16 protein-coding genes are annotated in these 25,135 nt (G+C 71.3%); 5 read left to right on the top strand and 11 right to left on the bottom strand.

Annotation, left to right across the window (positions count from 1 at the left end):
• Positions 1–61 precede the first annotated feature (61 nt).
• Positions 62–2,059, bottom strand: coding sequence for a hypothetical protein (locus LL648_RS03525; protein WP_232660896.1), 1,998 nt, complete (start codon positions 2,057–2,059; stop codon positions 62–64).
• An 82-nt stretch (positions 2,060–2,141) separates the two neighbouring features.
• Positions 2,142–3,938, bottom strand: a complete 1,797-nt coding sequence (leuA, locus tag LL648_RS03520; protein WP_232660895.1) for a 2-isopropylmalate synthase — start codon at positions 3,936–3,938, stop codon at positions 2,142–2,144.
• Positions 3,939–4,195: 257 nt separating this feature from the next.
• Here leuA and LL648_RS03515 point away from each other — a divergent pair, with 257 nt between their 5' ends.
• From LL648_RS03515 to LL648_RS03505, 3 genes are all read left to right on the top strand, one after another.
• A complete protein-coding gene (locus LL648_RS03515; protein WP_232660894.1) occupies positions 4,196–4,495 on the top strand; it encodes a hypothetical protein in 300 nt (99 codons plus the stop codon).
• A 194-nt stretch (positions 4,496–4,689) separates the two neighbouring features.
• Positions 4,690–5,955 carry an aspartate kinase gene (locus LL648_RS03510; protein WP_232660893.1) on the top strand — a complete coding sequence of 422 codons (1,266 nt, stop codon included), beginning with the start codon at positions 4,690–4,692 and terminating at the stop codon, positions 5,953–5,955.
• Positions 5,952–7,025: an aspartate-semialdehyde dehydrogenase gene (locus LL648_RS03505; RefSeq protein WP_232660892.1), complete on the top strand. Its 1,074-nt coding sequence runs from the start codon at positions 5,952–5,954 to the stop codon at positions 7,023–7,025. Before LL648_RS03510 ends, LL648_RS03505 begins: the two co-directional genes overlap by 4 nt.
• Before the next feature lie 86 nt (positions 7,026–7,111).
• On the opposite strand, the gene LL648_RS03500 is transcribed toward LL648_RS03505, so the two are convergent.
• Positions 7,112–7,708: a TetR family transcriptional regulator gene (locus tag LL648_RS03500; protein WP_232660891.1), complete on the bottom strand. Its 597-nt coding sequence runs from the start codon at positions 7,706–7,708 to the stop codon at positions 7,112–7,114.
• Positions 7,709–7,781: 73 nt separating this feature from the next.
• Here LL648_RS03500 and LL648_RS03495 point away from each other — a divergent pair, with 73 nt between their 5' ends.
• Positions 7,782–8,627: an NAD(P)H-binding protein gene (locus LL648_RS03495; RefSeq protein ID WP_232660890.1), complete on the top strand. Its 846-nt coding sequence runs from the start codon at positions 7,782–7,784 to the stop codon at positions 8,625–8,627.
• Positions 8,628–8,745: 118 nt separating this feature from the next.
• Here the strand turns inward: LL648_RS03495 and LL648_RS03490 are convergent, their stop codons facing one another.
• Positions 8,746–9,759 (bottom strand): endonuclease/exonuclease/phosphatase family protein, encoded by a 1,014-nt coding sequence (locus tag LL648_RS03490; protein WP_232660889.1) that lies wholly within the window; start codon positions 9,757–9,759, stop codon positions 8,746–8,748.
• Positions 9,760–9,780: 21 nt separating this feature from the next.
• Entirely contained in the window at positions 9,781–11,022 is a 1,242-nt protein-coding gene (locus LL648_RS03485; protein WP_232660888.1) for an MFS transporter, read from the bottom strand.
• Between the two features lie 253 nt (positions 11,023–11,275).
• Here LL648_RS03485 and LL648_RS03480 point away from each other — a divergent pair, with 253 nt between their 5' ends.
• A complete protein-coding gene (locus tag LL648_RS03480) occupies positions 11,276–12,100 on the top strand; it encodes a hypothetical protein (RefSeq protein ID WP_232660887.1) in 825 nt (274 codons plus the stop codon).
• Positions 12,101–12,165: 65 nt separating this feature from the next.
• On the opposite strand, the gene LL648_RS03475 is transcribed toward LL648_RS03480, so the two are convergent.
• The 6 genes from LL648_RS03475 to LL648_RS03450 all read right to left on the bottom strand — a co-directional run bounded on the left by LL648_RS03475 (position 12,166) and on the right by LL648_RS03450 (position 25,030).
• On the bottom strand, positions 12,166–16,293 hold the full coding sequence (locus LL648_RS03475; RefSeq protein ID WP_232660886.1) for an nSTAND1 domain-containing NTPase: 4,128 nt from the start codon (positions 16,291–16,293) through the stop codon (positions 12,166–12,168).
• A 15-nt stretch (positions 16,294–16,308) separates the two neighbouring features.
• Positions 16,309–20,502 carry an nSTAND1 domain-containing NTPase gene (locus LL648_RS03470; RefSeq protein WP_232660885.1) on the bottom strand — a complete coding sequence of 1,398 codons (4,194 nt, stop codon included), beginning with the start codon at positions 20,500–20,502 and terminating at the stop codon, positions 16,309–16,311.
• Positions 20,503–20,617: 115 nt separating this feature from the next.
• The gene (locus tag LL648_RS03465) at positions 20,618–21,619 is read right to left on the bottom strand and encodes a LacI family DNA-binding transcriptional regulator (RefSeq protein WP_232660884.1); all 1,002 of its coding nucleotides are present in this window, start codon (positions 21,617–21,619) and stop codon (positions 20,618–20,620) included.
• Positions 21,620–21,691: 72 nt separating this feature from the next.
• Positions 21,692–22,606 carry a carbohydrate ABC transporter permease gene (locus LL648_RS03460; RefSeq protein WP_232660883.1) on the bottom strand — a complete coding sequence of 305 codons (915 nt, stop codon included), beginning with the start codon at positions 22,604–22,606 and terminating at the stop codon, positions 21,692–21,694.
• Positions 22,603–23,571 (bottom strand): carbohydrate ABC transporter permease, encoded by a 969-nt coding sequence (locus LL648_RS03455; RefSeq protein ID WP_232660882.1) that lies wholly within the window; start codon positions 23,569–23,571, stop codon positions 22,603–22,605. Before LL648_RS03455 ends, LL648_RS03460 begins: the two co-directional genes overlap by 4 nt.
• Before the next feature lie 73 nt (positions 23,572–23,644).
• The gene (locus LL648_RS03450; RefSeq protein WP_232660881.1) at positions 23,645–25,030 is read right to left on the bottom strand and encodes an ABC transporter substrate-binding protein; all 1,386 of its coding nucleotides are present in this window, start codon (positions 25,028–25,030) and stop codon (positions 23,645–23,647) included.
• Positions 25,031–25,135: the final 105 nt, after the last annotated feature.

The raw sequence follows: 25,135 nt of genomic DNA, 5'->3' as shown, positions 1-25,135 counted from the left end.
CGGTTCCCCCCAGATGGCGCTGATCGCGCCGGCAACGTACTTGTGAGTGGTCAGAAGATCGTCAGCGTGTGAGGAAGGCCAGGTCCGCAAGCAGCTCCGACGCCTCCAGCGCGTCGGGCTCGCCGTCGAGGTGGATCTGGACCACCTCCTGCTCGGAATCGCTCACCACGCCGTCCCACAGCAGGCCCGGCTCGACCACGAACGAGACGCGCCCCCCGGAGCCGAGCGGTTTGTCCAACTCCATCGACGAGCGGCGCACCCAGCCCCGGTGCGAGAGTGCGAGCAGACGTCCGGCCGACACCGTGGTGCCCTTCAGCCGGCGCCGCAGATCCGATTCGACACCGTCGGCCCCCGGCACGAGCAGCCTGGCGGCGTCGACACCGTGCAGCTCGAAGTACTCGACGGCGTCCGCCTGTGGTGTGCGCGGGCGGGCCAGCCACGAGGCCAGGAGCTCGGCGACCTCGGTGTCGAGGAACGGCGTGAGCGCCCCGCCGGACAGTCCGGGCTGCTGCCGGGCCGCGGTCAGCAGGAGCGGGAGGACGGCGAGCTCCAACCGGGCGGCGGCGTACCGCATGTCCTCGATTTGGGCTGCGGGCGCAGCGCCCAGTTCCCACTGCGGGAGCGCGGGGAGCAACAGCTCGACCGGCACGGCACCGGCCAGCTGGAACGCCCAGTTCGGTGCGAAGGTCCGGCCTTCGTAGTGGCGGTAGACCTCCCAGTCGGTGGCGGCGCCGCTGCCACGGGCGAACCCTCCCGGCTCCTGGAGCCACCGCTCCCGCTCACCCGCCGCCCAGATGACCCGCCGCTCGAACGGAGCGACCAGCCCGCCGACCGCAGCGAGCTTCTTCCGCGCCTTGCCCTGCCACGGCGGGTCGACGAGAACGGGCGGAAGCGTGCCGGCCGGCGCGTCCGGCACGTTGCCGTTGCCGTTGCCGTTGCCGTCAGCGCCGGCGTCGGCACCGGCCGGGCGCTGCCGCTCGACCGCGGCCCGGGCGTCCGCGGGGAGGCGCGGCAGGACGGCGTCGACGGCCTCCGGATGCCCCTGCGCGACATCACGCAGCCGGCGCGCGAGGAAGTCGTTGCGCGGCCAATCGGCCAGCCTGATCGCGAACAGCCGCACCGCGCGTTCGGGGAAACGCTCCGCTGCCGACGCGAGCGCCTTCGCGCCCGATGCCGAGTCGGCGTGGCCGAGCAGGCCGACGAGTGCGGCGTCGGAGTCGAGGTGGGCGAGCACGTTGAGCACGGCGCGCTTCCCTCCCGGGCTCGTCCACCTCGACCACTGCACGAGCAGCGGCGCGCTCGCCGGCCCCAGCCGGTGCGCGAGTGTGGCCATCGCAGTGCGCACCTCGACCATGTACGCCGGGTTGACCAGCGCTTTCACCAGTTCGAGCTGGTCGAGGCCACCGATCGAGCACAGCAGCATCGCGGAGGCGGAGCGGTGGTGGCGCAACGTCTCCGCACAGGCCACGTCGACCCACTCGGACCGGTCGGGCACGAGGAACGCCGCGACGGCGCGATTCGTGACGCTCGTCCGGCCGCGGGCGATCCGCTCGACCGCGTCGGCGTGCTCCTCGTCGCCGACGCCGACCAGTAGCCGTCGCAGCGCGGTGGCGGGGCTGTCCGCATCCACGCCCAGCCGCGGCGGTGCCCCTGGCGGCAGCCGGCGCGGCTCGGGGCGGTCGAAGCGGTCGGCGAGGCCGTTGATGTCGGCCATCGCCATGACGGCGTCGACAGCGAAGCCCAGCCCGTGCTCGACGGCCCACGCGTCCACCGCGCACCGGAAGTCGGTGGGCCCCCCAGCGCCGGGCAGCCGGCGGACCAGCGGCAACGCGACGGCGGCACCCAGCGGGGACGCGATCCCCGCCAGATGCGCCTCGGCGGCCGCGACCAGCTCTGGTTCGCTCTTCGGCGACCAGGCCACGCGGGCCAGCCGCTCCCGGCGCGCCTCGACCAGCGCGGCGAGCCGAGCCGGCGCGTCCGCGGCCGGGACGTGGGGCGCGCTGCCGTCCCCCCGGTGCGGCAGCGCGTGCTTGAACACCGGCGTGCGTGCGGTTCCCACCTGCGAAATCCCCCGGTCCGTCGGTCAGCGTGCAGAAAGCTACTGACTCCGACCGACAGAACCGGCAATCGGTTGGGGAGGGCTACCGCATTGCGCGGTTGACCGCCGAGACCACGGCCTTGAGCGAAGCGTTGACGATCGAGCTGTCGATCCCCACGCCCCAGAGCACGGTGTCCTCGACGGCACACTCGACGTAGGCGGCCGCGCGGGCGTCGTCACCGGCCGACATCGCGTGCTCGTGGTAGTCGAGCACCCGCACGTCGAACCCGATCCCGGCGAGCGCGTCGACGAACGCGGCGATCGGGCCGTTGCCGCTGCCGGTGATCTCGTGCAGGTCGTTCTCGACGCGCACGGTGGCGACGATCTCGTCGGTGCCCTCGCCGTCGCTGGTGAGGCGGTGCCTGATCAGCTTCAGCGGGGTGACGCGGTCGAGGTACTCGCCCTCGAAGACGTCGCGCATCTCCTTGGGGGAGACCTCGCCGCCCTCGGAGTCGGTGACCTCCTGGATCGCCCGGCTGAACTCCATCTGCAGCCTGCGGGGCAGCTCCAGCTGGTGCTCGGCCTTCATGATGTAGGCGACGCCGCCCTTGCCGGACTGCGAGTTCACCCTGATCACGGCCTCGTACGTGCGGCCGATGTCCTTGGGGTCGACAGGCAGGTACGGCACCTGCCAGCGGAACTGCTCGACCTCGACGCCCGCGCTCGCGGCATCCACCCGCATCGCCTCGAAGCCCTTGTTGATCGCGTCCTGGTGGCTGCCGGAGAACGCGGTGTAGACCAGGTCGCCGCCCCACGGGTGGCGCTCCGCGACGGGCAGTTGGTTGCAGTACTCGACCGTGCGGCGGATCTCGTCGATGTCGGAGAAGTCGATCTGCGGGTCGATGCCCTGGGTGAACAGGTTCATCCCGAGCGTCACCAGGTCGACGTTGCCGGTGCGCTCGCCGTTGCCGAACAGGCAGCCCTCGATGCGGTCGGCGCCCGCCTGGTAGCCCAGCTCGGCCGCGGCGACGCCGGTGCCGCGGTCGTTGTGCGGGTGCAGGCTCAGCACGATGCCGTCGCGACGGGCAAGGTTGCGGTGCATCCACTCGATCGAATCGGCGTAGACGTTCGGGGTGGCCATCTCGACGGTCGCGGGCAGGTTGACGACCATCGGCGACTCTGGCGTCGGCTGCCAGATCTCGCTGACGGCGTTGCACACGTCGACGGCGTACTGGAGCTCGGTGCCGGTGTAGGACTCCGGCGAGTACTCGAAGCGCCAGTCGGTGTGCGGGTACTTCTCGGAGAAGCGCAGCACCTCCTCCGCGCCATCGGTGGCGATCTTGGAGATACCGGCGCGGTCGGACCGGAAGACGACCCGGCGCTGCAGGATCGACGTCGAGTTGTACAGGTGGACGATCGCGCGCGGCGCGCCCTCGCAGGCCTCGTACGTGCGCTCGATCAGCTCCGGCCGGGCCTGTGTCAGCACCTGGATCGTGACGTCCGCCGGGATCAGGTCCTTCTCGATGATCTCGCGGACGAAGTCGAAGTCGGTCTGGCTGGCCGCCGGGAAGCCGACCTCGATCTCCTTGTAACCCATGCGGACCAGCAGGTCGAACATGCGCCGCTTGCGGGCCGGGCTCATCGGGTCGATCAGCGCCTGGTTGCCGTCGCGCAGGTCGACGGCGCACCACAGCGGAGCCTTCGTGATGCGCTTGTCCGGCCACGTGCGGTCGGGCAGCGCTACCGGCTCCACCATCTCGTGGAACGGCTGGTAGCGGTGCACCGGCAGGTGCGAGCCGAGCTGGGGGTTCCAGGCCGGCTGGCCCTCCGGGGCGGGCCGCGAGGGGGTGCGCAGCCTGCTGGCGCTGGACGAGATGAAAGCGTCGGGCGAGGTGGTCATGCGGGTGCTCCTGTGGGTGTGCCGATCAGCTGTAGACCGGCGCACGCCAGAACCCGCGACGGAGGGCCGGTCGGTCAGACCCCGCCGCGGCGGCGAAGGAGCAGGCGCACCACGTGGAAGACAGTAGCCCGAAGGACCCGGCCCGCCGCAAGCACCCCGTCGCTCTATGTCACCCGATCGGGCGAATCCCACGAGTACGGGCACGCCGGGTCCCGTGCCACTATTGGCGGTCTGGACCAGCGTCGAAGGGGGCCGGAATGGCGGCAATCAGGGCACGTCGCGGCGTCGATGCGCTGGCCACCGTGCTGCGGGTGATCGGGCTATTCATCGTGCTGGTGATCGTCCTGCACATCGTGCTGACGCTGCTCGACGCGAACGCGTCGAACTGGCTGCCGGCGCTCGTCCGCGACATCGCGAACTTCTTCAGCCTCGGCCTCACCAACCTGTTCCCGCAGGGCGACGCCAAGCTGCACACCACGCTGAACTACGGCGCCATCGCGATCATCTGGTTTGTGATCACGTCGGTCGTGGTGCGACTGGTGCGCCGCGCCGGCTGATCCGGAGCGGCGGGGTCCTCCCGCCGTGTGGTCTGGCTCATCTCGGTCGGCAGTGCGGCCGCCCACCGGTAGTGTGGGCTCCCGACCAGCGCTGGCCGGACGGCGCAGTGCTCACCTCATCGGGCGCTCCAGTACCGGCCGGCGATGAGCCCGGCGGCAACACGCGCGGCGTGTGCCAGTACAGGAGGTCGGCGGTGGCCCTCGTCGTGCAGAAGTACGGCGGTTCCTCGGTCCAGGATGCGGATCGCATCAAGAAGGTCGCCGAACGGATCGTCCGCACGCACAAAGAGGGCAACGACGTCGTCGTCGTGGTGTCCGCGATGGGCGACACGACCGACGAGCTGCTCGACCTCGCGGAGCAGGTGTCGCCCGCCCCGCCGCCGCGTGAGATGGACATGTTGCTCACCGCCGGCGAGCGGATCTCCAACGCGCTCGTCGCCATGGCGATCCACTCCCTGGGCGCGCAGGCGCGGTCGTTCACCGGCTCGCAGGCCGGGATGATCACCACGTCGAAGCACGGCGACGCGCGGATCGTGCAGGTCAACCCGCAGCGGCTGCAGGACGCGCTCGGCGAGGGCGCGATCGTCCTGGTGGCCGGGTTCCAGGGGGTCAGCCAGGACTCCAAGGACGTCACGACGCTCGGCCGCGGCGGCTCCGACACGACGGCGGTCGCGCTGGCCGCCGCGTTGAACGCCGACGTGTGCGAGATCTACACCGACGTCGACGGCATCTTCTCGGCCGACCCGCGCATCGTGCCCGACGCGCGGCTCGTCGAGTCGATCACCTACGAGGAGATGCTGGAGATGGCGGCGTGCGGGGCGAAGGTCCTGCACCTGAGGGCCGTCGAGTACGCCCGCCGCTACAACGTCCCGCTGCGGGTGCGCAGCTCGTACAACGACAAGCCGGGATCGCTCGTCACCGGCTCTATCGAGGAGATTCCCGTGGAGAACGCGATCATCACCGGGGTCGCGCACGACCGGTCCGAGGCCAAGATCACGGTCACGGACGTCCCGGACACCCCCGGGATGGCCGCCCGGATCTTCCGCACGGTCGCCGATGCCGACATCAACATCGACATGGTGCTGCAGAACATCTCGCGCACGTCGGAACGGCGCACCGACATCACGTTCACGCTCCCGCGCACCGACGGTGCCCGCGCCGTCGCGGCACTCACCGCCGCACAGCCCGAGATCGGGTTCGCCGCGGTGCTGCACGACGACGAGGTCGGCAAGGTCTCGCTGGTCGGGGCGGGGATGCGCAACCACCCCGGCGTCACGGCGACGTTCTGCGAAGCGCTGTCGAATGCCGGTATCAACATCGAGACGATGAACACCTCGGAGATCCGGATCTCGGTGATCTGCCGGGTCGACCAGCTCGACGACGCCGTGCAAGCGCTGCACAAGGCGTTCGAGCTCGGTGGCGACGAAGAGGCCGTGGTGTACGCAGGGAGTGGACGATGAGCAACCCGAACGGACCCGTGCTGGCGCTGGTGGGAGCCACCGGCGCGGTCGGCACCACGATGATCGAAATTCTGGACGGGCGCCCGTCCGTCCCGTGGTCGGAGATCCGGCTCATCGCGTCGGCCCGCTCGGCCGGCAAGGTGCTGCGCGTGCGCGGCGAGGACATCGTCGTGCAGGCGCTCGCCCCCGAGGTGTTCGACGGGGTCGACGTCGCCATGTTCGACGTCCCCGACGAGGTCAGCGCCGAGTGGGCGCCCATCGCGGCCGCCCGCGGCGCCGTTGCCGTCGACAACTCCGGCGCGTTCCGGATGGACCCCGAGGTGCCGCTGGTGGTGCCGGAGGTCAACGCCGAGAAGGCGGCCGAGCGGCCGAAGGGGATCATCTCCAACCCCAACTGCACCACGCTGTCGATGATGGCCGCGATGGGCGCGCTGCACCGCGAGTTCGGGCTGGAGGCCCTCGTCGTGGCGTCCTACCAGGCGGCTTCCGGTGCTGGTCAGGGCGGTGTCGACCGGCTCTACGCCGAGATGGCCGCGCTTGCGGGCAAGGAGGTCGGCGTTCGTGGCGGCGACGTCGCGGAGGCGCTGGCCGCCGCCGGGCTCGACCCAGCCGAGTCGCCGTTCCCCGCCCCGCTCGCGTTCAACGTCGTGCCGTGGGCCGGCTCGCTGAAGGACGACGGCTGGGCGTCGGAGGAGGTGAAGGTGCGCGCGGAGTCCCGCAAGATCCTCGGCATCCCCGACCTCAAGGTCTCCGCCACCTGCGTCCGCGTCCCGGTGGTAACCACCCACTCGCTCGCGGTGCACGCCACGTTCTCCCGCGATGTGACGGTCGAGGCGGCGCACAAGGTGCTCGACGCGCAGCCGTCGATCGTCCTGCGCGACGACCCCGCCGCCGGGCAGTGGCCGACCCCCGCCGACGCCGTCGGCGGCGACCCGACCTGGGTGGGCCGGGTGCGCCAGGCGTTCGACTTCCCGAACACCCTCGACCTCTTCCTCTGCGGCGACAACCTCCGCAAGGGGGCGGCGCTGAACACCTACGAGATCGCGGAGACGGTCGCCGCCGCGCTCTAGCCCAACTTCCCCACCGTTTTGCCAACCTGCACACCAAAATGCCCGTGTAGGTAGGCAAAACGGTGGGGAAGTTCGTGTGCGGGGGGCTACGCGAGTTCGGTGAGCGCCTCGTCGGCGAGGTCGACGATCTCCGCCAGCACCTTCTCGTGCTCGCCGGGACGTTCGGTGAGCCGCCGGCACAGCTCCGCGTAGAGCACCCGCTGCGTCGCGGAGTAGCGCGCCGCCACCAGCCGGGCGTGCAGGTCGGGCGGGCCGCCCGCGATCGCCTCGGCGAGCCGTTCCTCCAGCTGTTCGAGGTAGCAGGCCCGGCGCGCCCGCAGCGTTGCGCTTGCCTGCAGTGCCTTCGTGAACTGGACGAAGCCGTGGACGTGCCCGGTCTCGGCCAGTTCCATCATCTGCGCGCGGAACCCGGCGGCGAACACCTCGCCGAGCGGGGTGCCCGGTGCTGCCTCGCGCACGGTCCGGCTCGGCCCGTCGACCCAGCCGAGGTCGTCGAAGAACAGGTCCTCCTTGGCCGGGAAGTGGTTGAAGACCGTCTGCACGGCGACGTCGGCGGCGGCCGCGATCTCGGCGATCGTCACGGCGTCGAAGCCGCGTTGGACGAAGAGCGCCGTTGCGATGTCGGAGATCGACTGGCGGGTCTGCTGCTTCTTCCGTTCGCGTCGTCCGGTGGCCTCGGGCACAGGGAACAGGCTAGCGCAATGATGGAATCGCACCTAATGTTGTAGCGACTACATCAATGTATGGAGGCTAAGCATGACTGTTCTCGTCACCGGTGGTCGCGGCACGGTTGCGACCGGCGTCGCCCATGGCCTGCACGCCGCGGGTGTGCCGGTCCGGATCGCGAGCCGCGAACCGGCCTCGGTGCGCGCACCCGACGGCGTCGAGGTCGTCCAGGCGGCGCTCGACGACGCGGCGACGCTCGCCCCCGCCCTCGACGGCGTCGACAAGGTGTTCCTGTACGCCGACCGGAGCGGCGGCGGCGCCTTCGTCGACGCCGCGCGCGCCGCGGGTGTCGAGCAGGTGGTGCTGCTGTCGTCGTCGGCGGCGCTGGACCCCGGCAACGTCATCGGCGAGCACCACCGCGTCGTCGAGGACACGGTCAGCGCTGCCGGCTTCGCGACGACGCTCCTGCGCCCCGGCGGGTTCGCCGACAACACCAGGCAGTGGCTGCCGGGGATCGAGAAGGGCGTCGTGCGCATGGCGTACCCCGACACCGGCGGCGCGACCATGGACGAGCGCGACATCGCCGACGTCGCCGTCACGATCCTGCTGGCCGGCCCCGGCGCCGGGCACGACGGCACCGCCCCCGAGTTGACCGGGCCGCAGGCGCTCAGCCGCCGTGAGGAGGCCGAGACGATCGCGGCCGCGCTCGGGCGGAGCATCACGGTCGAGGCGGTCGACGAGGAGGAGGCGCGGCGCGAGATGAGCGCGTTCATGCCGGACCGCATCGTCGACGCGCTGATCGGCTACTGGCGCGCCTACGACGGCCTGACCTACCCGCCGACCGACGCGGTCGAGCGCATCACCGGCCGCCCCGCCCGCACCCTCGCGCAATGGGCCGCCGAGGTCGTCGCGCCGGAGTGGGCACCGGCGGCGTAGAAGCCGCCGGCAGCGTGTCCCGGGGGAGGGCAGCAAAGCCACTTTCAGGCCCTGTGAGGGCAGGAAAGTGGCTTTCCTGCCCTCGTGGCGGGATCGCGGGGCGGCTCGGTGCGGTTGGCTAGCCCGGGATCCGCATGCGGGTGAGGACGGCGCTGTGGTCGCTGGCGGGGACGAAGTGCACGGAGAACGTCTCGGCGCCGATGCCCTCCGTGGCCAGCACGTGGTCGATCTGCGGGCCGAACGGCCGTGTCGCCGGGTTGGGCGACCAGGTCGGGGTGAGGCCGGAGCCGCGCTGCTCGCCCGCATCGCTGCAGCCCGCCATCCCGGCGCGGAGCGCGGAGTGGTCGAGCGTCGCGTTCAGGTCGCCAGCGACGATCGCCGGTGTCGGGCCCGCGCACCAGCGGGAGAGCAGCTGCAGGTCGGTCACCCAGTTCTCGAGCTTGATCTTGCTCGGCGAGATCGCGTGGAAGGCGACGAACCGCAGCTCGCCCAGCCCGCCGCCGGTGGCCTCGAGGTACGGGAACAGCGTGGTGTCGCTGCCGGTGCTGACCCGCACGTCGCCGAGACCTTCCGCGAGCAGCATCACGTTGCTCAGCACGTCGACCGCGCCGGGGTTCGACACGTGCGCGTCGTACCCGAGATCGGCGACGAGCGGCGCCAGCTTGCCGAGGAACGTGTCGCCCGCCTCCGCGATCGCGACGGCGTCGGGCCGGTGGGTGCTGATCAGCTCGGCGACCGCGGCCGGGTCGCCCTCGCCGAAGTGGGTGTTGACCGTCAGCACCGTGAGCGGGCGGCCTTCGGTGGGCGGCGCCGACGCGACGAGCCTCGGCGCCACCATCGTGGTGCCGACCAGCACCACGGCGAGCAGCCCGACGGCGAGCGGGCGGCCACTGCGCGGCAGCGCGACGAGCAGGGCCAGCACCGCCACTCCCAGCAGCGCCCAGTGCCGGAAAGCGACGACCTGCGCGAACGGGGAGGTCTGGTCGAGCCCGAGCAGGTCGGGCAGCGCCACGACGGCAGCGCCGACCGTCACCACAACCGCGACGGCGATGCGCATGACGTGGCGAGGCCTCCGTCGGCGCAGCGCTGCCGGGCCGGGCCGGGTGCGGAGTTCGTCGGTGTCGGTGCTCATCCCCGTCGACTCTGCCCTGGATCACCCGACGACGGGTGGAGATCCCGTGGAGGTTCGGTCGACGTGTGGTGCTCGCCGCCCCAGTCGCGCGAGCAACGCGGCGACCCCGACGACCGTGATGCCGGCGCAGCCGACCGTCAGTATCGCCGCGGACGGCGACGCGATGTCGATCAGCAGGCCGGCGAGCGGCGTGCTCGTCGCGGCGCCGATCGTGATCGCCGAGGCGTGCAGCCCGGTGACCACGCCGCGGGCGTTCTCCGGCGCCAGCTTGCTGACGGTCTCCGAGCTCGCGGCCAGCGACGGCGCGATGAGCAGGCCGGCCGGGATGAGCAGCAGGGCATAGCTCCACCACGCACCGCCGAGCGCAACCGGGAGCGTCACGACGCCCAGTAGCGCCGCCAGTCCGAACAGCGGTGCCGAGCGGTGCGCCGCCCCGTAGAGGAACCCGCCGGTCAGCGAGGCGACGCACCACACGGCGTTGACGATCGCGATCGTGGCGGCCTGCCCGGTCGTCTGCAGCCCGGCGATCATCGAGAGCTCCGTGCCGTGGATCATCAGGACCGCCGCCATGGTGCAGAGCAGTGCAGCGACGAGCCGCAGGTCGAGCCACTCCCTGACGCGGCCGGTCGAGGCGCTCGGCTCCTGCTCGGGCGCGCGGGTGGGCGGGTTCAGGAACCAGAGCGCGACGCTGGCGGTGACCCAGCCGGCACCCACGAGCCACATCGCGACGCTGCTGGAGACCTGCAACGCGATCACCGTGAACAGGGCGGGGCCGACGATGTAGGACAGCTCGACCGACATCGCGTCGATCGCGAACGCCGGCCGCCGCCGCTCGACGGGCACGATCGCGGCCAGCGACTGCCGGACGACGGAGAAGAGCGGCAGCCCGAGCACGCCGGCGACGAGCGCGGCGGCCAGCAGCACCGGGTACGGCAGCCACGGCGCGACCGTCCAGTACGCCGTTGCGGACACCCCGGACAGCACGGCGATCGTGCGCAGCCCGCGCTTGTCGATGACCTTGCCCAGCAGCGGGGCGCCGATGGCCATCCCGACCGTCGAGGCCGCCCCGACCAGCCCGGCCGCGGCGTAGCCGAGATCGAGCGTGAGCACGACGTGCAGCGTGAGCGTGATCGCCGCGCCCGACGCGGGCAGCCGCCCGACCATCGAGACGATCACCAGGGGCGTGACCCCCGGCAGCCGCAGGATGGTCCGGTAGGCGGCCATGCCGCTGGTCGGCGCCTCAGCGGCCGGTGCTGCTCCCACGCCCCCATCGTGACCGTGTCGACCGGCAAAACGCCATGGAGTTGCGCATGCCCGACCCCGACTTCCCCACCGTTTTGGGTGGATGCGCGCCAAATCGGCGCGCATGTGCACAAAACGGTGGGGAAGTTCGGTGTGAGCTGGGTCACGTCACACCAACCGGTCGTCGCGCGCCACGGTCCTTCCCGTTGTGCGAGGTGTCGACAGTGCGAGGGGGACGACCGTGGCTCGGTTGAGGTTCGTTCAGGCAGGCGTCTTGGCGGCCACGGTCGCTCTGCTCGCCGGGTGCGGCGGTGCCGCGAGCGGTGGGGGAGGCGGCGGCAACTCGATCGAGGGCAAGTCGCCGACGCTCATCGCGCGGGAGTCGCCGGCCGTCACGCTGAAGGCAGGCACCGCGCGGGTCGAGTACGACGTCGTCATGAAGTCGACGTTCGACATCAACGTCCGCGCGAGCGGCGTCTACGACTTCGAGAAGCAGATCGGCGAGTTCGAGACCGAGGGCAGCGGTGGTGGCGTCCCCGGCACGACGGGCCGCAGCATCGTCGAGCGCAACGTCAGCTACGACCAGCAGGCCGGCGAGACCAAGTGGCGGAAGTTCGACGCCTCCGAGCTCGTCAACACACCGGTCGGCGCGCAGGACCCCGCGGCGCAGCTCGCCCTGCTCAGCGGGATCTCCGACGACGTCAGGGAGATCGGCACCGAGCGGCTGCGCGGCGACGAGGTGCGGCACTACGCCGTGACGATCGACCCGAAGAAGCTCGCCGCGGAACAGTCGGTCGTCGTGCCGGGCAGCATCGTGGAGAGGGTGATCGGCTCCGCCGAGCCGATCCCGGCCGACATCTTCGTCGACGACGACGGCCGGGTCCGCAAGGTCGCGATGACCGTGCTGTTCAAGGGCGCCAACCTCGACATCACTGCGCTGACCGGCGGCTACGACAGCCCCGAGCTGCGCGCGCGGCTCGCCGACACGCGCACCTCGATGACCGTCGGGATGGAGTACTTCGACTTCGGCGTGCCGGTCTCGACGCAGGTGCCCGACGCGTCCCAGGTCGACGAGGGCTTCGCCATCCCGCCGAGGTAGCCGTTGACAACGACGTTCTGGCTGTTTGTGAGCGCTAACAACAGCCAGAACGTCGTTGTCGACGGTCAGGGGCAGGGGCGTTCCGCGTCCGTGCCCTCCGGGATCAGCGCCCGCTCCGCGGGCGTCAAGGGGCGGTCGCTGATGCCGCACAGCTGGTCGCGCCACGCCTGCGGGGTGAGCGGGAGCATCACCGGCAGCGCGCCGCCGATGCCGTAGAACGGGATCCGGTTCCCGTCGATCGGGTAGCTGCTGCCGATGTCGAGAGCCGCGGAGCCGGGCAGCGTCCCGGCATCACGCCCGGTCACGGGGTCACGCAGCGTCAGCATGTACCCGGAGTTGCCGTTCTCCATCAGGAAGGCCAGCTTGCCGTCCGCGGTGAACCCCTTCAGCAGCCCGAGCGACGGGAGCAGGAACGGCTCACCCGCCGGTGCCTTCCGGTCCAGGTCCCAGACCTGCACCCCGAAGTCGAGCCCTTCGACGACGAGCCGGTTGCCGTCGATCAGCATCTCGGTCGGCGCTGTGGACGACGGCAGGCGGAACGAGTCCACCTGCGCGCCGGTTGCGGGGTCCCACACCTCGATCGTCCCGTCGGGTGCGGCCACCACGGCGGATCCGTTCGGCTCGTCTCGGAGCGCGATGTGCCTGCCGGTGGCGAAGAAGTCGGCGCGGTCCGGGGTCGTGCCCAGTTGGACGGGAGGGCCGACCGGCACGCCGGTCCGCCGGTCCCAAACCGTGAGCAGCCCGTTGGCGCTCGTGGCGACGCGCTCGTCGGTGATGTCGATGCCGACGTCGGTCGGGGTTTCCCCGCCGCGGCCCGGACGATGCGGTATCACGAAGGATTCGAGCGGTTTCAACGTCGGGAGCGCGTACTCGCTGAACGACCACTGCGTCTGCGACTGCACGCGGATGATCAACGTGTTGGTGCCGACGGTCGCGAAGTAGCCGCCGGCGTCGCGCAGCTGGGAGCGGTTCAGCCGGCCGACGACCTTCGCGGTGCCCGTCTCCAGCACCGCGTACTCGTCGTCGTGGATGGTCACCTGGTAGCGCCCGTCGGCGCTCATCCCGATCGCGAGCGGTGTGCTCGCCACGGTGCCGCCGCTGTCCGGGGTCGCACGCAAGCGCAGCACTGCCGCGGCGCGCGGCAGCAGCACGACCGGTCGGTCCTGGTCCCGGCCGACGACCTGGGTCACGTTGCTCTGCGGCCGTTCGGTGGGAGGTCCGTTGCTGCTGGGTGGTGTGGTCAGGTCGTAGGTCCGCCCGTCGGCGATGGCGGTGAGGCGGTAGACGTCGCTGTCGCGATCACGGTCGGACGTGCGCGGCTCCATGAGGTAGCCGTTGTCGCTGGTGAGCGTCCGGGCTAGGTAGTCGGTGCTGCACGTCTGCGTGAGCAGCGGGATCTGTCGCACCTCGGCGCCGGTGGTGACGTCGTAGACGGCGGCCCGGGCCGGCGCTCCCGCAGCACACGCCATGAAGCCGAACTTGCCGCCCAATTCGACCGTCTCCGCGCCCGGCGGGAACGTCGCAAGGGTGCGTCCGTCGAGCAGCGACCGGCTCGATGAAAGCCGGACCGGGGCCGACGGCGTCCCACCTGCGGCGAACTGGATGACGACCCCCGGATCGCCGCTCTCCACGAGGTTGCCCATGTCCGGGTCGGTGATCGGCGGCACCTCGTTCGGGATCTCGGCGTCGCGGGCGATGTCCCAGATCACCAGGCGCCGTCCCGGATCCGGCCGGCCGGCGAGCCAGCTGAGCCGCGTGCCGTCCGGGCTCAACGAGACGGAAGCGGAGTCGATCCAGCCGCCGGCTGCTGCGAGCCGTTTCGGCTCGGAGGTCGAGCCGATGTCCCACGTCAGCACCGAACCGGAGAGCGTCGAAACGATGAGCCGTTTGCCCTCGTGGTCGACGAACGTGCGGGCCAGGTCGGGCGGCTGCCCCGGCGGTTCCCACCTCTGCAGCGCGGCACCGCGGGCACCGGTGTGGACCACCATCCCGGGACCGTCGCGCACCAGCACGACGTTGCCGTCCGCCGAGGGGGAGATCGTCACCAGCGATCCCTTCGCCACTGCGGGGAACACCTGCTCGACCGACCGCATGGCGAGGCTCTGGCGCAGCATGGCGGTGCGCGCGGCACCGTTCTCGGGGTCGGCGTGCCACGCGGTGAGCGCGAGGGCGGTGGCTGTCGCGGGGTCGCCGTACTCGTTGGCGAGGGCCGTCTGGGCCATGCGGTCGGCGTTCGCCAGCCGCAGCTGCTCGCCGATCTGGTTGCGGCTCACCACGGTGACGACCGACAACGCCCCCGCGGCAAGCACCAGCACGGCGAGCACGGCCGTGACCACCCGCCACCGCCGCACCTCGCGGCGCTGCCGTGCGCGGCTGCGCCGGACGTAGTCGCGGCTCGCCGGTGCGACGTCGTCGGCCCGCGTCGGCAGCCATTCCTGCGCGGCGGCCAGCGCGGTACCGCGCAGCAGTGCGCCCTCGTCGCGTGCGCTCGACTCCCACCGTTCCCGCTGGACGTCGAGCTGGGCGCGCCAGTCGAGGAAGTCGCGGTCCTCGCTCAGCCAACCGTGCAGGCGCGGCCAGTGCGCGATGAGCGCCTGGTGGGCGAGCTGGACGGTCCGCTCGCCGCCCGCCTTCTCGACGACGAGCAGCCGGCCGGCCACCAGCTCCGAGAGCAGCGGCAGCAGGTCGGCGGCGAGGTCGTTGAACAGCACCGGGCTGCGGAGGAACCGGCCCTCGCGGTCGGGCCGCGCCAACGACGTGAAGAGCCTGCGCAGCCGCGGTCCGTCGGCGGGGTCGGTGAAGCGGGCCACCACCTGCTCGGCGTGGGTCGCGACGACACCGGCCACCCCGCCGGCCTGCTCGTAGGCGTCCAGCGTGAGGTTGCCGCCCGCCCGCCGCTCCCACAGCTCGGTGAGCAGCGACTCGACGAGGGGCAGCTGACCCGGCTCCGCCGCGGCGTCGTCGAGGATGCGGTCGACGAGCCCCGGTTCGAACGACAGGCCGGGTGCGCGCTCGGCCGGCGCGACGATGGCGCTGCGCAGCTGGCCGCGCTCCATCGGCGCGAGCAGCACGGTCCCCGTGCTGAGCAGCTCGGCGATCCCCGGGACGAGCATCTCGTCGAGCGTCGCCGAGCGCATCGTCAACACGACCCTGACCGGGGCGTCCGCATCGACGGACGCGAGCTCACCGAGCCTGCCGAGCAGCTCCTGCGCGGCCTGCGGCTGGGTTGCGGCCAGCTCCTCGAACTGGTCGACGACGAGCACGAGCGGCGCGGTCCGCTCTGCCGGGACGGTGGCCAGCACCTCTTGCAGCACGTCGGCCGGGCTCTGGCCGATGCGCGGCAGCAGCTCGGCCACCGTGTGTCCCTGCCGGCGCAGCCGCGGCATGAGACCGGCCCTGACCAGCGACGACTTGCCTGCCCCAGACGGTCCGGTGACTGCTACGAGCGGCTTGCTCGCCACCGTCTCGACGAGCTGGTCGATCGCCGCGTCGCGGCCGAAGAAGTAGGAGGCGTGCTCCTCACCGAACGGTTCGAGGCCGCGGTAGGGGCAGGGCAGCAGGTCCGGGTCGACGCCGAGCACCTGGTCGATCGGGATGAGGTAGGCGGTGGTCGTCTGTCCGCTGTGGTCGGTCGCGACCGTCATCCCGACGACCGCGCCGCTCCCTTCGTCCCACACGGGTGCGCCGCTGAAGCCCTCGACGATGGGCTGCTCGCCGACCGCGGCCTGCAGTTGGAACCAGCGGGTGCCCTGTTGCCCGCGGAACGCGCCGGTGGCCCAGACGCCGTCGGTCATGCCAGCCGGGAAGCCGAGCACCCGGAACGTGTGCCCCCATAGCTGGTCGACCCGCCGCAGCGGCGGCATCCGGGTGCCCTCCGGCGCAGGTCCGTCGAGGCGCAGGACGGCGATGTCGCCGGTGCCGTCGTCGCCGATCGGCACCCAGCGGGTGATCTCGGCCGAGATCGACGGCGGCTGCTCGGTCGCCGGGTCGCGGAAGAGCGGGACGTCGATGCGGACCCTGCCGCCGGGCGCCTGCGCCGCGTAGGGGTCGGCCCCGATCGCGGTCGCGACGACGTGCGCGCAGGTGGCCACGAGGTCGGGCCCCACGAAGAACCCGCCGCCGACGACCTCGCCGGCCGCGTCGAGCACACGCACCACCACCCGCGTGCCCAACGCGTGATCCAGTCCGGTCATCGGAATCCCCCGCGGTCAGTCGGTACAGGGCCGCTCGACGTCGGTGCCGGCGGGGAACAGCGCCCGTTCCCCATCGGTGAACGGGCGGTTCGTGATCGCGCAGAGCTGCTCGTGCCACTTCTCGGCGATCAGGGGGAACTCGATCGGCAGCGCGCCGTTCGTGCCCATCAGCGACACCCTGGCGCCCCCACCGACCAGCCGCCCGCTCAGGTTCGGGTCGTACGCCGTCGGCAGCCGGATCGAAGCGATCTGCCGGCCGGTCGTGACGTCCCACGTCGTGAGCTGCCAACCGTCCTGGTCACCGGTCGGGAGCATGATCATGAGGTTGCCGTCGACGGTGAAGCCGCTCAGCAGCCCCAGCGACGGCAGGAGGAACGGGGGATGTGCGAGCTGTTTTGCCTCGACGTCCCAGACGTCGATGGTGTTGCCCACGTTGTAGGTCACGAGCCTCTTGCCGGTCTCGTCGTACAGCAGGTTGACGGGCGGCCTGGTCAGCGAGGTCTGCAGGGCGCCCTCCTGCTTCCCGGTGACCGGGTTCCACAGCTCGATCGTGCTGTTGGGGGCGAGCACCGCGACCTGCGGCACCGGCCCTGGGCGCACGGTGAACTCGAAGAGCTCGCGGAACTTCTCGGCCCGCTCGGGTGTGGTGCCCAGCTGCAGCTGGCCGATCAGCTGCCGGGTCCTGCTGTCCCACAGCATCAGCAGACCGCCGGTCATCGCGGCGACGTGGTCGTCGTTGAAGCTCGCCGCGTACGCGATGCGCGCCTCGGGTGGGCCCTGCGTGGGCATGGAGTACCGGCCGATGCTGTCGAGCGTCGGCGCGGCCAGTATCTCGAGCACGAGCTCGGTCTCGGTGCGGGTGCTGATCGCCAGGTCGCCGGTGAGGTCGTAGCGCCGTTGCGCCCTGCCCTGCACCGGGGCGTCGGTGTGTTCGATCAGCTTGATACCCGTTGCCGTGTCGAGGGTCGCGAACCTGCCCTCGGGGAGCACCGCGATCTCGAACTGCCCGTCGTCGGTCAGCGCGATGGCCTCCGGCAGGCCGGCCAGCACGCCGCCGGTGTCCGGACGGGCCTTCACCCGGAAGAGCGCCGACCCGCGCGGCACCAGGACCGTGCGGAACTGGTCGGGGCCCGGCAGGACGGCGATCCATGCCGACTCGGGCGACTCGCCGGGGCGCCCGATCGAGCTCGGCGGGATGGTCACGTCGTACGTGCTGCCGTCGGTGAGGCTGGTGATGCGGGCGACGTCGGCGTCGCGCTCCTGGCCCGACGCTCGCGGCTCCAGCAGGTGCAGCCCGTCAGCCGTGACCCTGGTGCCGAGGTACGGGCCGGTGCAGGTGTCGGTCAGCAGGCCGATCCGGCGCAGCTCCTTGCCCGTCACCGGGTCGGCGATCACAGCGCTCTTCGGCGCGTCCGGTGCGCACGAGATCACCAGCCGGCTCCGGCCGGACCTGACCGACTCGGCGGGGAAGGTGTGCAGCTGCGACCCGTCGACGATCGAGCGGGCAGCGATGTCCACCGCGTTGCCAGGGACCTTCTGGATGGTCTGCAGCACGATGTTCGGGTCGGCGGTCAGGTAGACGTCGGCGACCGTGGGATCAGTGATCGGGCCGAGCCGGTGCGGGACGACGACACCGCGGGTGAAGTCCCAGATCACGAGCGCTCGGGTGCCGTCGGGACGGCGGGTGAGCCAGCCGATCCGGGAACCGTCGGGGGCGAACTCGACGGTGCCGAACTCGGCGGGCCCCGCGTCCGCGGCGATCCGGGCCGGCCCGCTGCGCTCGCGGACGTTCCACATCCAGAGGGTGCCGTCGTCGGCGGCGGAGATGAGCCAGGTGCCGTCGGGGCTGACGGAGTTGCGGGTCGTCCTGATCGGCACGCCGGGGACCTGCCAGCGGTCGAAGGCTCCCGTCGGCAGGCCGGTGAGCACCGCCAGCCCGTCGCCGTCGCGGATCGCGATCGTCCCGCCGTCGTTCGACAGCCCGAACGAGCGCACGGGGTCGCCGACGAGTGCCGGGTACACGGCGTCCACCGAGCGGGTGCCGAGGGCGAGCCGGCCGAGCGCAGTGCGGACCGCCGAGTTCGACGGGTCCGCCTGCCAGCCGGCGAGCGCCAGCGCGATGGCCGTGGCGGGATCGCCGTTGGCCCTGGCGAGCGCGGCCTGCCCCAGCAGCTCGGCGTTGGCGATCCCCAGCTGCCCGTTGATCTGGTTGCGGTTCACCACGGTGACGGCGGCGAGCACACCGGCCGCCAGCACGAGCACGGCCAGCACCGCGGTCACCACCCGCCAGCGCTGCACCTCGCGCCGCTGCCGCACCTGGCTCTGCCGCACGTACTCCCGCGCGGCCGCCGGCACGTCGTCCGACCGCGCCGGCAGCCACTGCTGCGCAGCTGCAAGCGCGTTGCCGCGCAGCAGCCCACCTTCGTCGCGGCCGGCCGAGTCCCACGCCTCCCGCTGCTGGTCGAGGCGGGAGCGCCAGGTAAGGAAGTCCTGGTCCTCGGTGAGCCACGCCGTGAGGCGCGGCCAGTGCTCGATCAGCGCCTGGTGCGCGAGCAGGACGTGCTGCGCGCCCGTCGGCGACCGCTCGACGACCACCAGGCGGCCGGCCGCGAACGGGTGCACGAGCTCCTGCAGGTCGGCGGGGAGGTCGGTGATCGGAGTCGGCCGGCGCACGAAGCGGCCGTCCCGGTCGTGCCCGGTGAGCGCGGTGAAGAAGCGCCGCAGCCGCGGCTCGTCCGCGGTCCCGACGTACGGCCGGACGATGTTCTCGGCGTGCGTCGCGACGACGCCGGCGACCCCACCGGCCCGCTCGTAGGCAGCCCTGGTGAGGTACCCGCCTTGCCGGCGCTCCCACAGCTCGGTGAGCAGCGACTCCACCAGCGGCAGCCGGCCCGGCTCAGCGGCGGCGTCGTCGAGGATCCGGTCGACGAGCCCGGGCTCGAAGGAGAGGCCCGGCGCCCGCTCGGCCGGCGCGACGATCGCGTCGCGCAGCTGGCTGCGGTCCATCGGCGGCAGCAGCACCGTGCCGGCGCCCAGCAGCCCCGCGATGTCGCGGTCGACGACCTCGTCGAGCGTCGACGAGCGGAGCGTGAGCACCACCCGCACCGGGAGCCGCCCGTCGTGGGCCTTCGGCAGCGCCCGCACCAGCTCGCCGAAGAGCGCGAGCAGCTCGCGGGCGGTCTCGGGATCCGTCGCGGCGAGCTCCTCGAACTGGTCGACGACCAGCACCGTCCTGGCCCGCGCGGCGTGGTCGGCCAGCTCCGCGATCGAGGGCGGCGCGGCGTCGGCGTTCTGGACGGCGTCCGGACGCAATGCCGCTCGCAACGCGCGCAGCGGCGGCTCGCCCGGGACGGGCCGCAGCTCCCGGATCGTGTCGCCGGCCGCTCGCAGCCGCGGCACGAGACCGGCTTTGACCAGCGACGACTTGCCCGCACCCGATGGACCCGTCACCGCGACGACCGGCCGCTCCGCCACGGCGTCGACCAGCTCGGCGATATCGGCGTCCCGGCCGAAGAAGAAAGGAGCGTGCTCTTCGCTGAACGGTTCGAGTCCGCGGTAGGGGCAGGGGAGCAGCTCCGGGTCGACGCCGAGCACCTGCTCGATCGGCAGCAGGTACGCGGTGGTCGTCGTGCCGCTGTGGTCCGTCGCGACGGTCATCCCGACGACCGCGCCGCTCTCCTCGTCCCATACCGGGCAGCCGCTGAAGCCCTCGACGATGGCCTGCTCGCCGACCGCGGCCTGCAGCTGGAACCAGCGGGTGGCCTGCTCCCCGCGGAACCTGCCGGTGGCCCAGACCCCGTCGGTCATCCCGGAGGGGAAGCCGAGCACCCGGAACGGGCGGTCCCACAGCTGGTCGACCCGCCGCAGCGGAGGCATGCGGGCGCCGTCGGGGGCCTGCCCGCGCAGGCGCAGGATCGCGATGTCGCCGGAGCCGTCCGCACCGATCGGCAGCCAGCGCGTGACCTCCGCCGTGATCGAGACGGGCTGGTCGGTGCTGGGGTCGCGGAAGAGCGGGGCGTCGAGCTGCACGACGCTCGTCGTCGGCGCCTCCGGCGAGTACGGGTCGGCTCCGACGGCGGTGGCGACGACGTGGGCGCAGGTCGCGATCAGGTCGGGGCCGACGAAGAACCCACCGCCGACCACCTCGCCCGTGCGGTCGATGACGCGCACGACGACCCGCGTGCCCAGCCCGTGATCGAGCGATGTCACAGGTGCCCCCCTCGACGGTCGAACGATAGAGCCACGCTGCATGTGAGGTGCAGCGCGATCCGCAACGTTGCCGTCCCGTGATCGCCCGTCCGGTTGGCGACAGCCACGAGGAGGATCAGAGCGGTGCGGTGGAGCCGCGGACGATCAGCGACGTCGGCACCGTGACCGAAGGGCGTGGCCGGTTCGGCTCGCTCAATGCACCGAGCAGCAGCTCGGCGGCCAGCACACCCTGCGCGTCGACCGGCTGCGCGACGGTGGTCAGGTCGAACAGCTCGGACATCTCCTGGTTGTCGATCCCGATCACCGAGATGTCGCCGGGCACCTGCATGCCCGTGCGCCTGGCGACGTGGATCGCGGCCATCGCCATCTCGTCGGAGGCGGCGAACACCGCCGTGGGCGGGTCGGCGAGCGCGAGCAGCGCGTCCATCGCGTCCATCCCACCGCGGACGGTGAAGCCGCCGACCGCCTCGAGCTGCTGGTCCGGCGCGATCCCGGCCGCCCGCAGCTCTTCCCGGTAGCCGCGCAGCCGGTCCGCGGGAGCGGCCGAGTGCAGCGGGTCGTGCGGCTCACCGCCGATGTAGCCGATCCGCCGGTGTCCGAGGTCGACGAGGTGCCGCACAGCCGTGCGGGCCGCGGCCTCGTCGTCGATCCGGACGCTGGCCCAGCCCGGGACGGCCACCCCGACGATCGCGACCGGGCCGCCCGCCGACGACAGCGCGGCCACCTCCTCGGGCGTCGGCTGCAGGCCGAGCACGAGCACCGCGTCGACCCGCTTGCGCAGCACGTTGCCGGAGAACGCCCGCCGGCGCTCGTCGGCGTCGGTGCCGAGGCTGTAGAGCAGCAGGTCGTAACCCGCCGCCCGGAGCAGTTCCTCCGCGCTGTGCACGACGGCGGCGAAGAACCACCTGTTGATGAACGGCGCGACGACGCCGACCGCCATCGTCTGGCCGCTGGCCAGCCCGGCTGCGCTCGGCGATGCGACGTACTGCAGGTCGGCCGCGATGGTGAGCACCCGTTGCCGGGTTGCCTCGGACACCCGAGGCAACCCGTGCAACGCACGCGAGACGGTGGCGATCGAGACGCCGGCCGCCTCGGCCACATCCTTGATCGTGCTCATCGTCGGCACCTGGTGATCCGGTGTCGCTGATGCTCGGTCATGAGCCCGTCCGTCCCCCCGACCGGGCCGCCCTCAGCCCTTGACGCTGCCCGCGAGCAACCCGCGCACGAAGAAGCGCTGGAGGCTCAGGAACACGACCAACGGGATGATGATGGAGACGAACGCGCCTGCCGACAGCAGGTGCCAGTCGGTGCCGCGGGTGCCCGAGAGCTCCGCGATCCGCACCGTCAACGGCGCGACGTCGGCCGTACCGCCCGCGAACACGAGCGCCACCAGCAGGTCGTTCCACACCCAGAGGAACTGGAACACCGCGAAGGCGGCGATCGCCGGCTTCATCAGCGGCAGCATGACCTGCAGGAAGATCCGCACGTGGCCGGCGCCGTCGACCCGTGCCGCCTCGATCAGCTCCGCGGGGATCTCGTGCATCGAGTTGTGCAGCAGGAAGATCGCCAACGGCAGCGCGAAGATCGAGTGCGAGATCCACACCGTCCAGAACGTCCCACCGAGCCCGGTGGTCTCGTAGATCTGCAGCAGCGGGATGAGCGCGACCTGCAGGGGCACGATCTGCAACGCGAACACCGCGACGAAGAGCGTGTCCTTGAACGGGAACTTCATCCACGCGAACGCGTAGGCCGCGACCGAGGCCAGCACGATCGGGATGACCACCGCCGGCAGCGTTATCAGGATGGAGTTCACGAAGTAGTTGATCAGCGGCTGGCCACCGCGGAACAGCACCGCGGTGTAGTTGGAGAACGTCACGCTCCAGTCGCCGAAGAACGTCCACCAGCCGGTGGTCTTCACCGCCCGCTCCGGGCGGAACGACGAGAGGAACAGCCCGAACGTCGGGATCGTCCACAGCACCGCGATCACGAGTGCGGCCGCCGATGCCCAGCGCGAGCTGAGCTGGTTCTTCGCCGCTGCCGACGGGCTGGTCGCCGCTGCGGCGAGGTCGGGCTTGGCTCCCGCGACATCCTCGATGACGGTCATCGCGCGTTCACCTTCCGCATCTGTCGGATGTTGTAGACGACGATCGGGACCACCAGCACGAACAGCAGCACGGCGAGCGCGGCGCCGATCCCGTAGTCGTTGATCCGGAAGCTCTGCGAGTAGAACTCGTTCGCGATGACGCTCGTGTTGAACTGGCCGCCGGTCATCGTGCGGACGATGTCGAAGACCTTCAGCACGCCGATGCTGATCGTCGTCAGCACGACGACGAGCGCGGGGCGGATGCTCGGCAGCGTGATCGAGAAGAACATCCGGACGTTGCCGCAGCCGTCGAGCCGTGCGGCCTCGGTGATGTCGTCGGGGATGGCCTTGATCGCCGCGGAGAGGATCGTCATGGCGAACCCGGCCTGGATCCAGATCATCACCATGATCAGGAGGAGGTTGTTCCACGGCTGCTGCAGGAGCAGGTTGACCGGCTCGAGGCCGATCCACACGAGGAACTGGTTGATCAACCCGATCTGCTGGATGTTGCCCTGGTTCGGGCGGTACTCGTAGACGAACTTCCAGATGATCGAAGCGCCGACGAACGAGATCGCCATCGGCAGGAAGATCAGCGCCTTCGCGAACGACTCGAAGCGCGTGCGGTCCACCAGCACGGCGTAGACGAGCCCGATCGCCGTGGCGAGGATCGGCGTGATGACCACCCACAGCGCGGTGTTGCGCAGCACGAGCAGCAGCTCGGGCTGGGTGAAGATCGTGAGGTAGTTCGAGACACCGGTGAAGTTGGTGCTCGTCCGGTCGAAGAACGACTGGTAGATCGTGCGCAGTGCCGGCCAGATCAGGCCGACGATCAGCAGCAGCGCCGATGGCGCGAGGAACAGGATGCTCTGCCAGAGCTCCGCGCGTCGTCCGCGCGCTCTGTCGGCGACGAACAGGACGAGGCCGATGATCGCCGCGAAGACGACGATCGCGACCACCAGCTGGCCGAGCTTGTCGAGCAGGGTCATGTGCGGCTCACCTCCGAGGGGCCGAGGAGGGGATCGCCGGGGCGGGCGGCACGCGCCCGCCCCGGCGAACGACCTACGACTTGGGCCAGGCCTGCTCGATGAAGGTGAGCGTGTCGGCCGTGCTCTTGCCGGTGATCCAGTCGGTCATGCCCTTCCACTCGGCAGCCGAACCGATCGCCTTGGGCATCAGGTCGGAACCGTCGAACCGGAAGGTGTTGTTTGAGTCCTGGAGCACCTGCACCGACAGCTTGTCGATCGGGTTGCTCAGGTTGGCGGCGTCCATCCCGGTGTTGGCGCTGAGCCAGCCGCTCTGCCCGATGTCCGAACCGGCCTTCGCCTTGGCGTTCGACCACTCCGGCGAGGAGAGGAAGGCCTGGAAGGCCTGGACCTCGGGACGGTCGGTGAAGGCCGCCACGAACTCACCGCCGACGAGGATCGGGGTGGGCTTGCTGGCGTCGACCGGCGGCAGCTCGAACGCGTAGATCGCACCGTTCTCCGAGATGTCCGTGCCCTCGGGGAAGTTGGCCGCGTAGAAGTTGGCCTGGCGGTGCATGTAGCAGGTGCCCTCGAGGATCGGCAGGCCGCCGTCCTGGAACGTCGTGGTGGCGATCGACGACACGTCGCCGAGCCCGCCGTTGACGAACGCCGGGTCCTTGAGGATGCCGCCGACCCGGTCGAGCGCCGCTGCGACCTTGGGGTCGTTGAACGGGATCTCGTGCTTCACCCACTGGTCGTAGACCTCGGGACCGTTCTCGCGGAGCATCGTGTCCTCGAGCCAGTCGGTGAGCGGCCAACCGGTCGCGTCACCCGACCCGATGCCGGCGCACCACGGCTTCTCGCCGGCTGCGGAGATCGTCTTGGAGAGCGTGATCATCTCGTCCCACGTCTTCGGGACGGCGTAGCCCTTCTCCTTGAACTTGGTCGGCGAGTACCAGACGAACGACTTCACGTTCGCGCCGAGCGGGGCGGCGTAGAGCGTGCCGTCCACGCTGCCGGCGCTCTTGAAGGTCTCCGGGTAGTACTTGTCGACGTTGGCGGAGACCGCGGCCGGGGCCGGCTTGATCGCCTTGTTGTCGCGGACCAGCGAGGCGAGCAGGCCGGGCTGCGGGATGTAGGCGATGTCCGGCGGGGTGCCGGCAGCCACCTTCACCGGCAGCTGCGCCTCGAACTCCTTCGAACCCTCGTACTTGACCGTCGCGCCGGTGCAGCTCTCGAAGGTCTTGTACGAGTCGATGTGCGGCTGGTCCTCGGGCGTGACGATCGAGGTGTACACGGTGATCGTCTTGCCGTTGAGGTCGCCGTACTGCGTAAAGGCCGCGCACTCCGGTCCCTGGGCCGAGGGGGCGGTTCCGCCGCCGCCCCCGGAGCCACCGCAGCCGGCGAGCACGAGGCTCGTGCCGATCGCGGCGGCCATCAGGGTCGTAGTCCGCGAAGGCCTGCGCAGTGTCAAACCAGACATCCACACCCTCCGCTTCATAAATGGGACGGCAGGGCGTGCCCTGCGTCACTAGACCGGTGGAATGTAAGCGTTTACGCATCGCAGTAGGCAACTGGAATCTGTAAC

This window comes from Pseudonocardia sp. TRM90224 (assembly GCF_021245725.1).
GTDB lineage: Bacteria > Actinomycetota > Actinomycetes > Mycobacteriales > Pseudonocardiaceae > Pseudonocardia.
The sequence above is the reverse complement of the archived record's forward strand: the minus strand, read 5'-3'. Positions and strand labels throughout refer to the sequence as shown.

Excerpts from the sequence above, each read along its gene's own strand:
- leuA (WP_232660895.1), bottom strand. The coding sequence starts at position 3,938 with ATGACCACCTCGCCCGACGCTTTCATCTCGTCCAGCGCCAGCAGGCTG.
- LL648_RS03515 (WP_232660894.1), top strand. The coding sequence starts at position 4,196 with ATGGCGGCAATCAGGGCACGTCGCGGCGTCGATGCGCTGGCCACCGTG.
- LL648_RS03505 (WP_232660892.1), top strand. The coding sequence starts at position 5,952 with ATGAGCAACCCGAACGGACCCGTGCTGGCGCTGGTGGGAGCCACCGGC.
- LL648_RS03495 (WP_232660890.1), top strand. The coding sequence starts at position 7,782 with ATGACTGTTCTCGTCACCGGTGGTCGCGGCACGGTTGCGACCGGCGTC.
- LL648_RS03490 (WP_232660889.1), bottom strand. The coding sequence starts at position 9,759 with ATGAGCACCGACACCGACGAACTCCGCACCCGGCCCGGCCCGGCAGCG.
- LL648_RS03475 (WP_232660886.1), bottom strand. The coding sequence starts at position 16,293 with ATGACCGGACTGGATCACGCGTTGGGCACGCGGGTGGTGGTGCGTGTG.
- LL648_RS03465 (WP_232660884.1), bottom strand. The coding sequence starts at position 21,619 with ATGAGCACGATCAAGGATGTGGCCGAGGCGGCCGGCGTCTCGATCGCC.
- LL648_RS03460 (WP_232660883.1), bottom strand. The coding sequence starts at position 22,606 with ATGACCGTCATCGAGGATGTCGCGGGAGCCAAGCCCGACCTCGCCGCA.
- LL648_RS03455 (WP_232660882.1), bottom strand. The coding sequence starts at position 23,571 with ATGACCCTGCTCGACAAGCTCGGCCAGCTGGTGGTCGCGATCGTCGTC.
- LL648_RS03450 (WP_232660881.1), bottom strand. The coding sequence starts at position 25,030 with ATGTCTGGTTTGACACTGCGCAGGCCTTCGCGGACTACGACCCTGATG.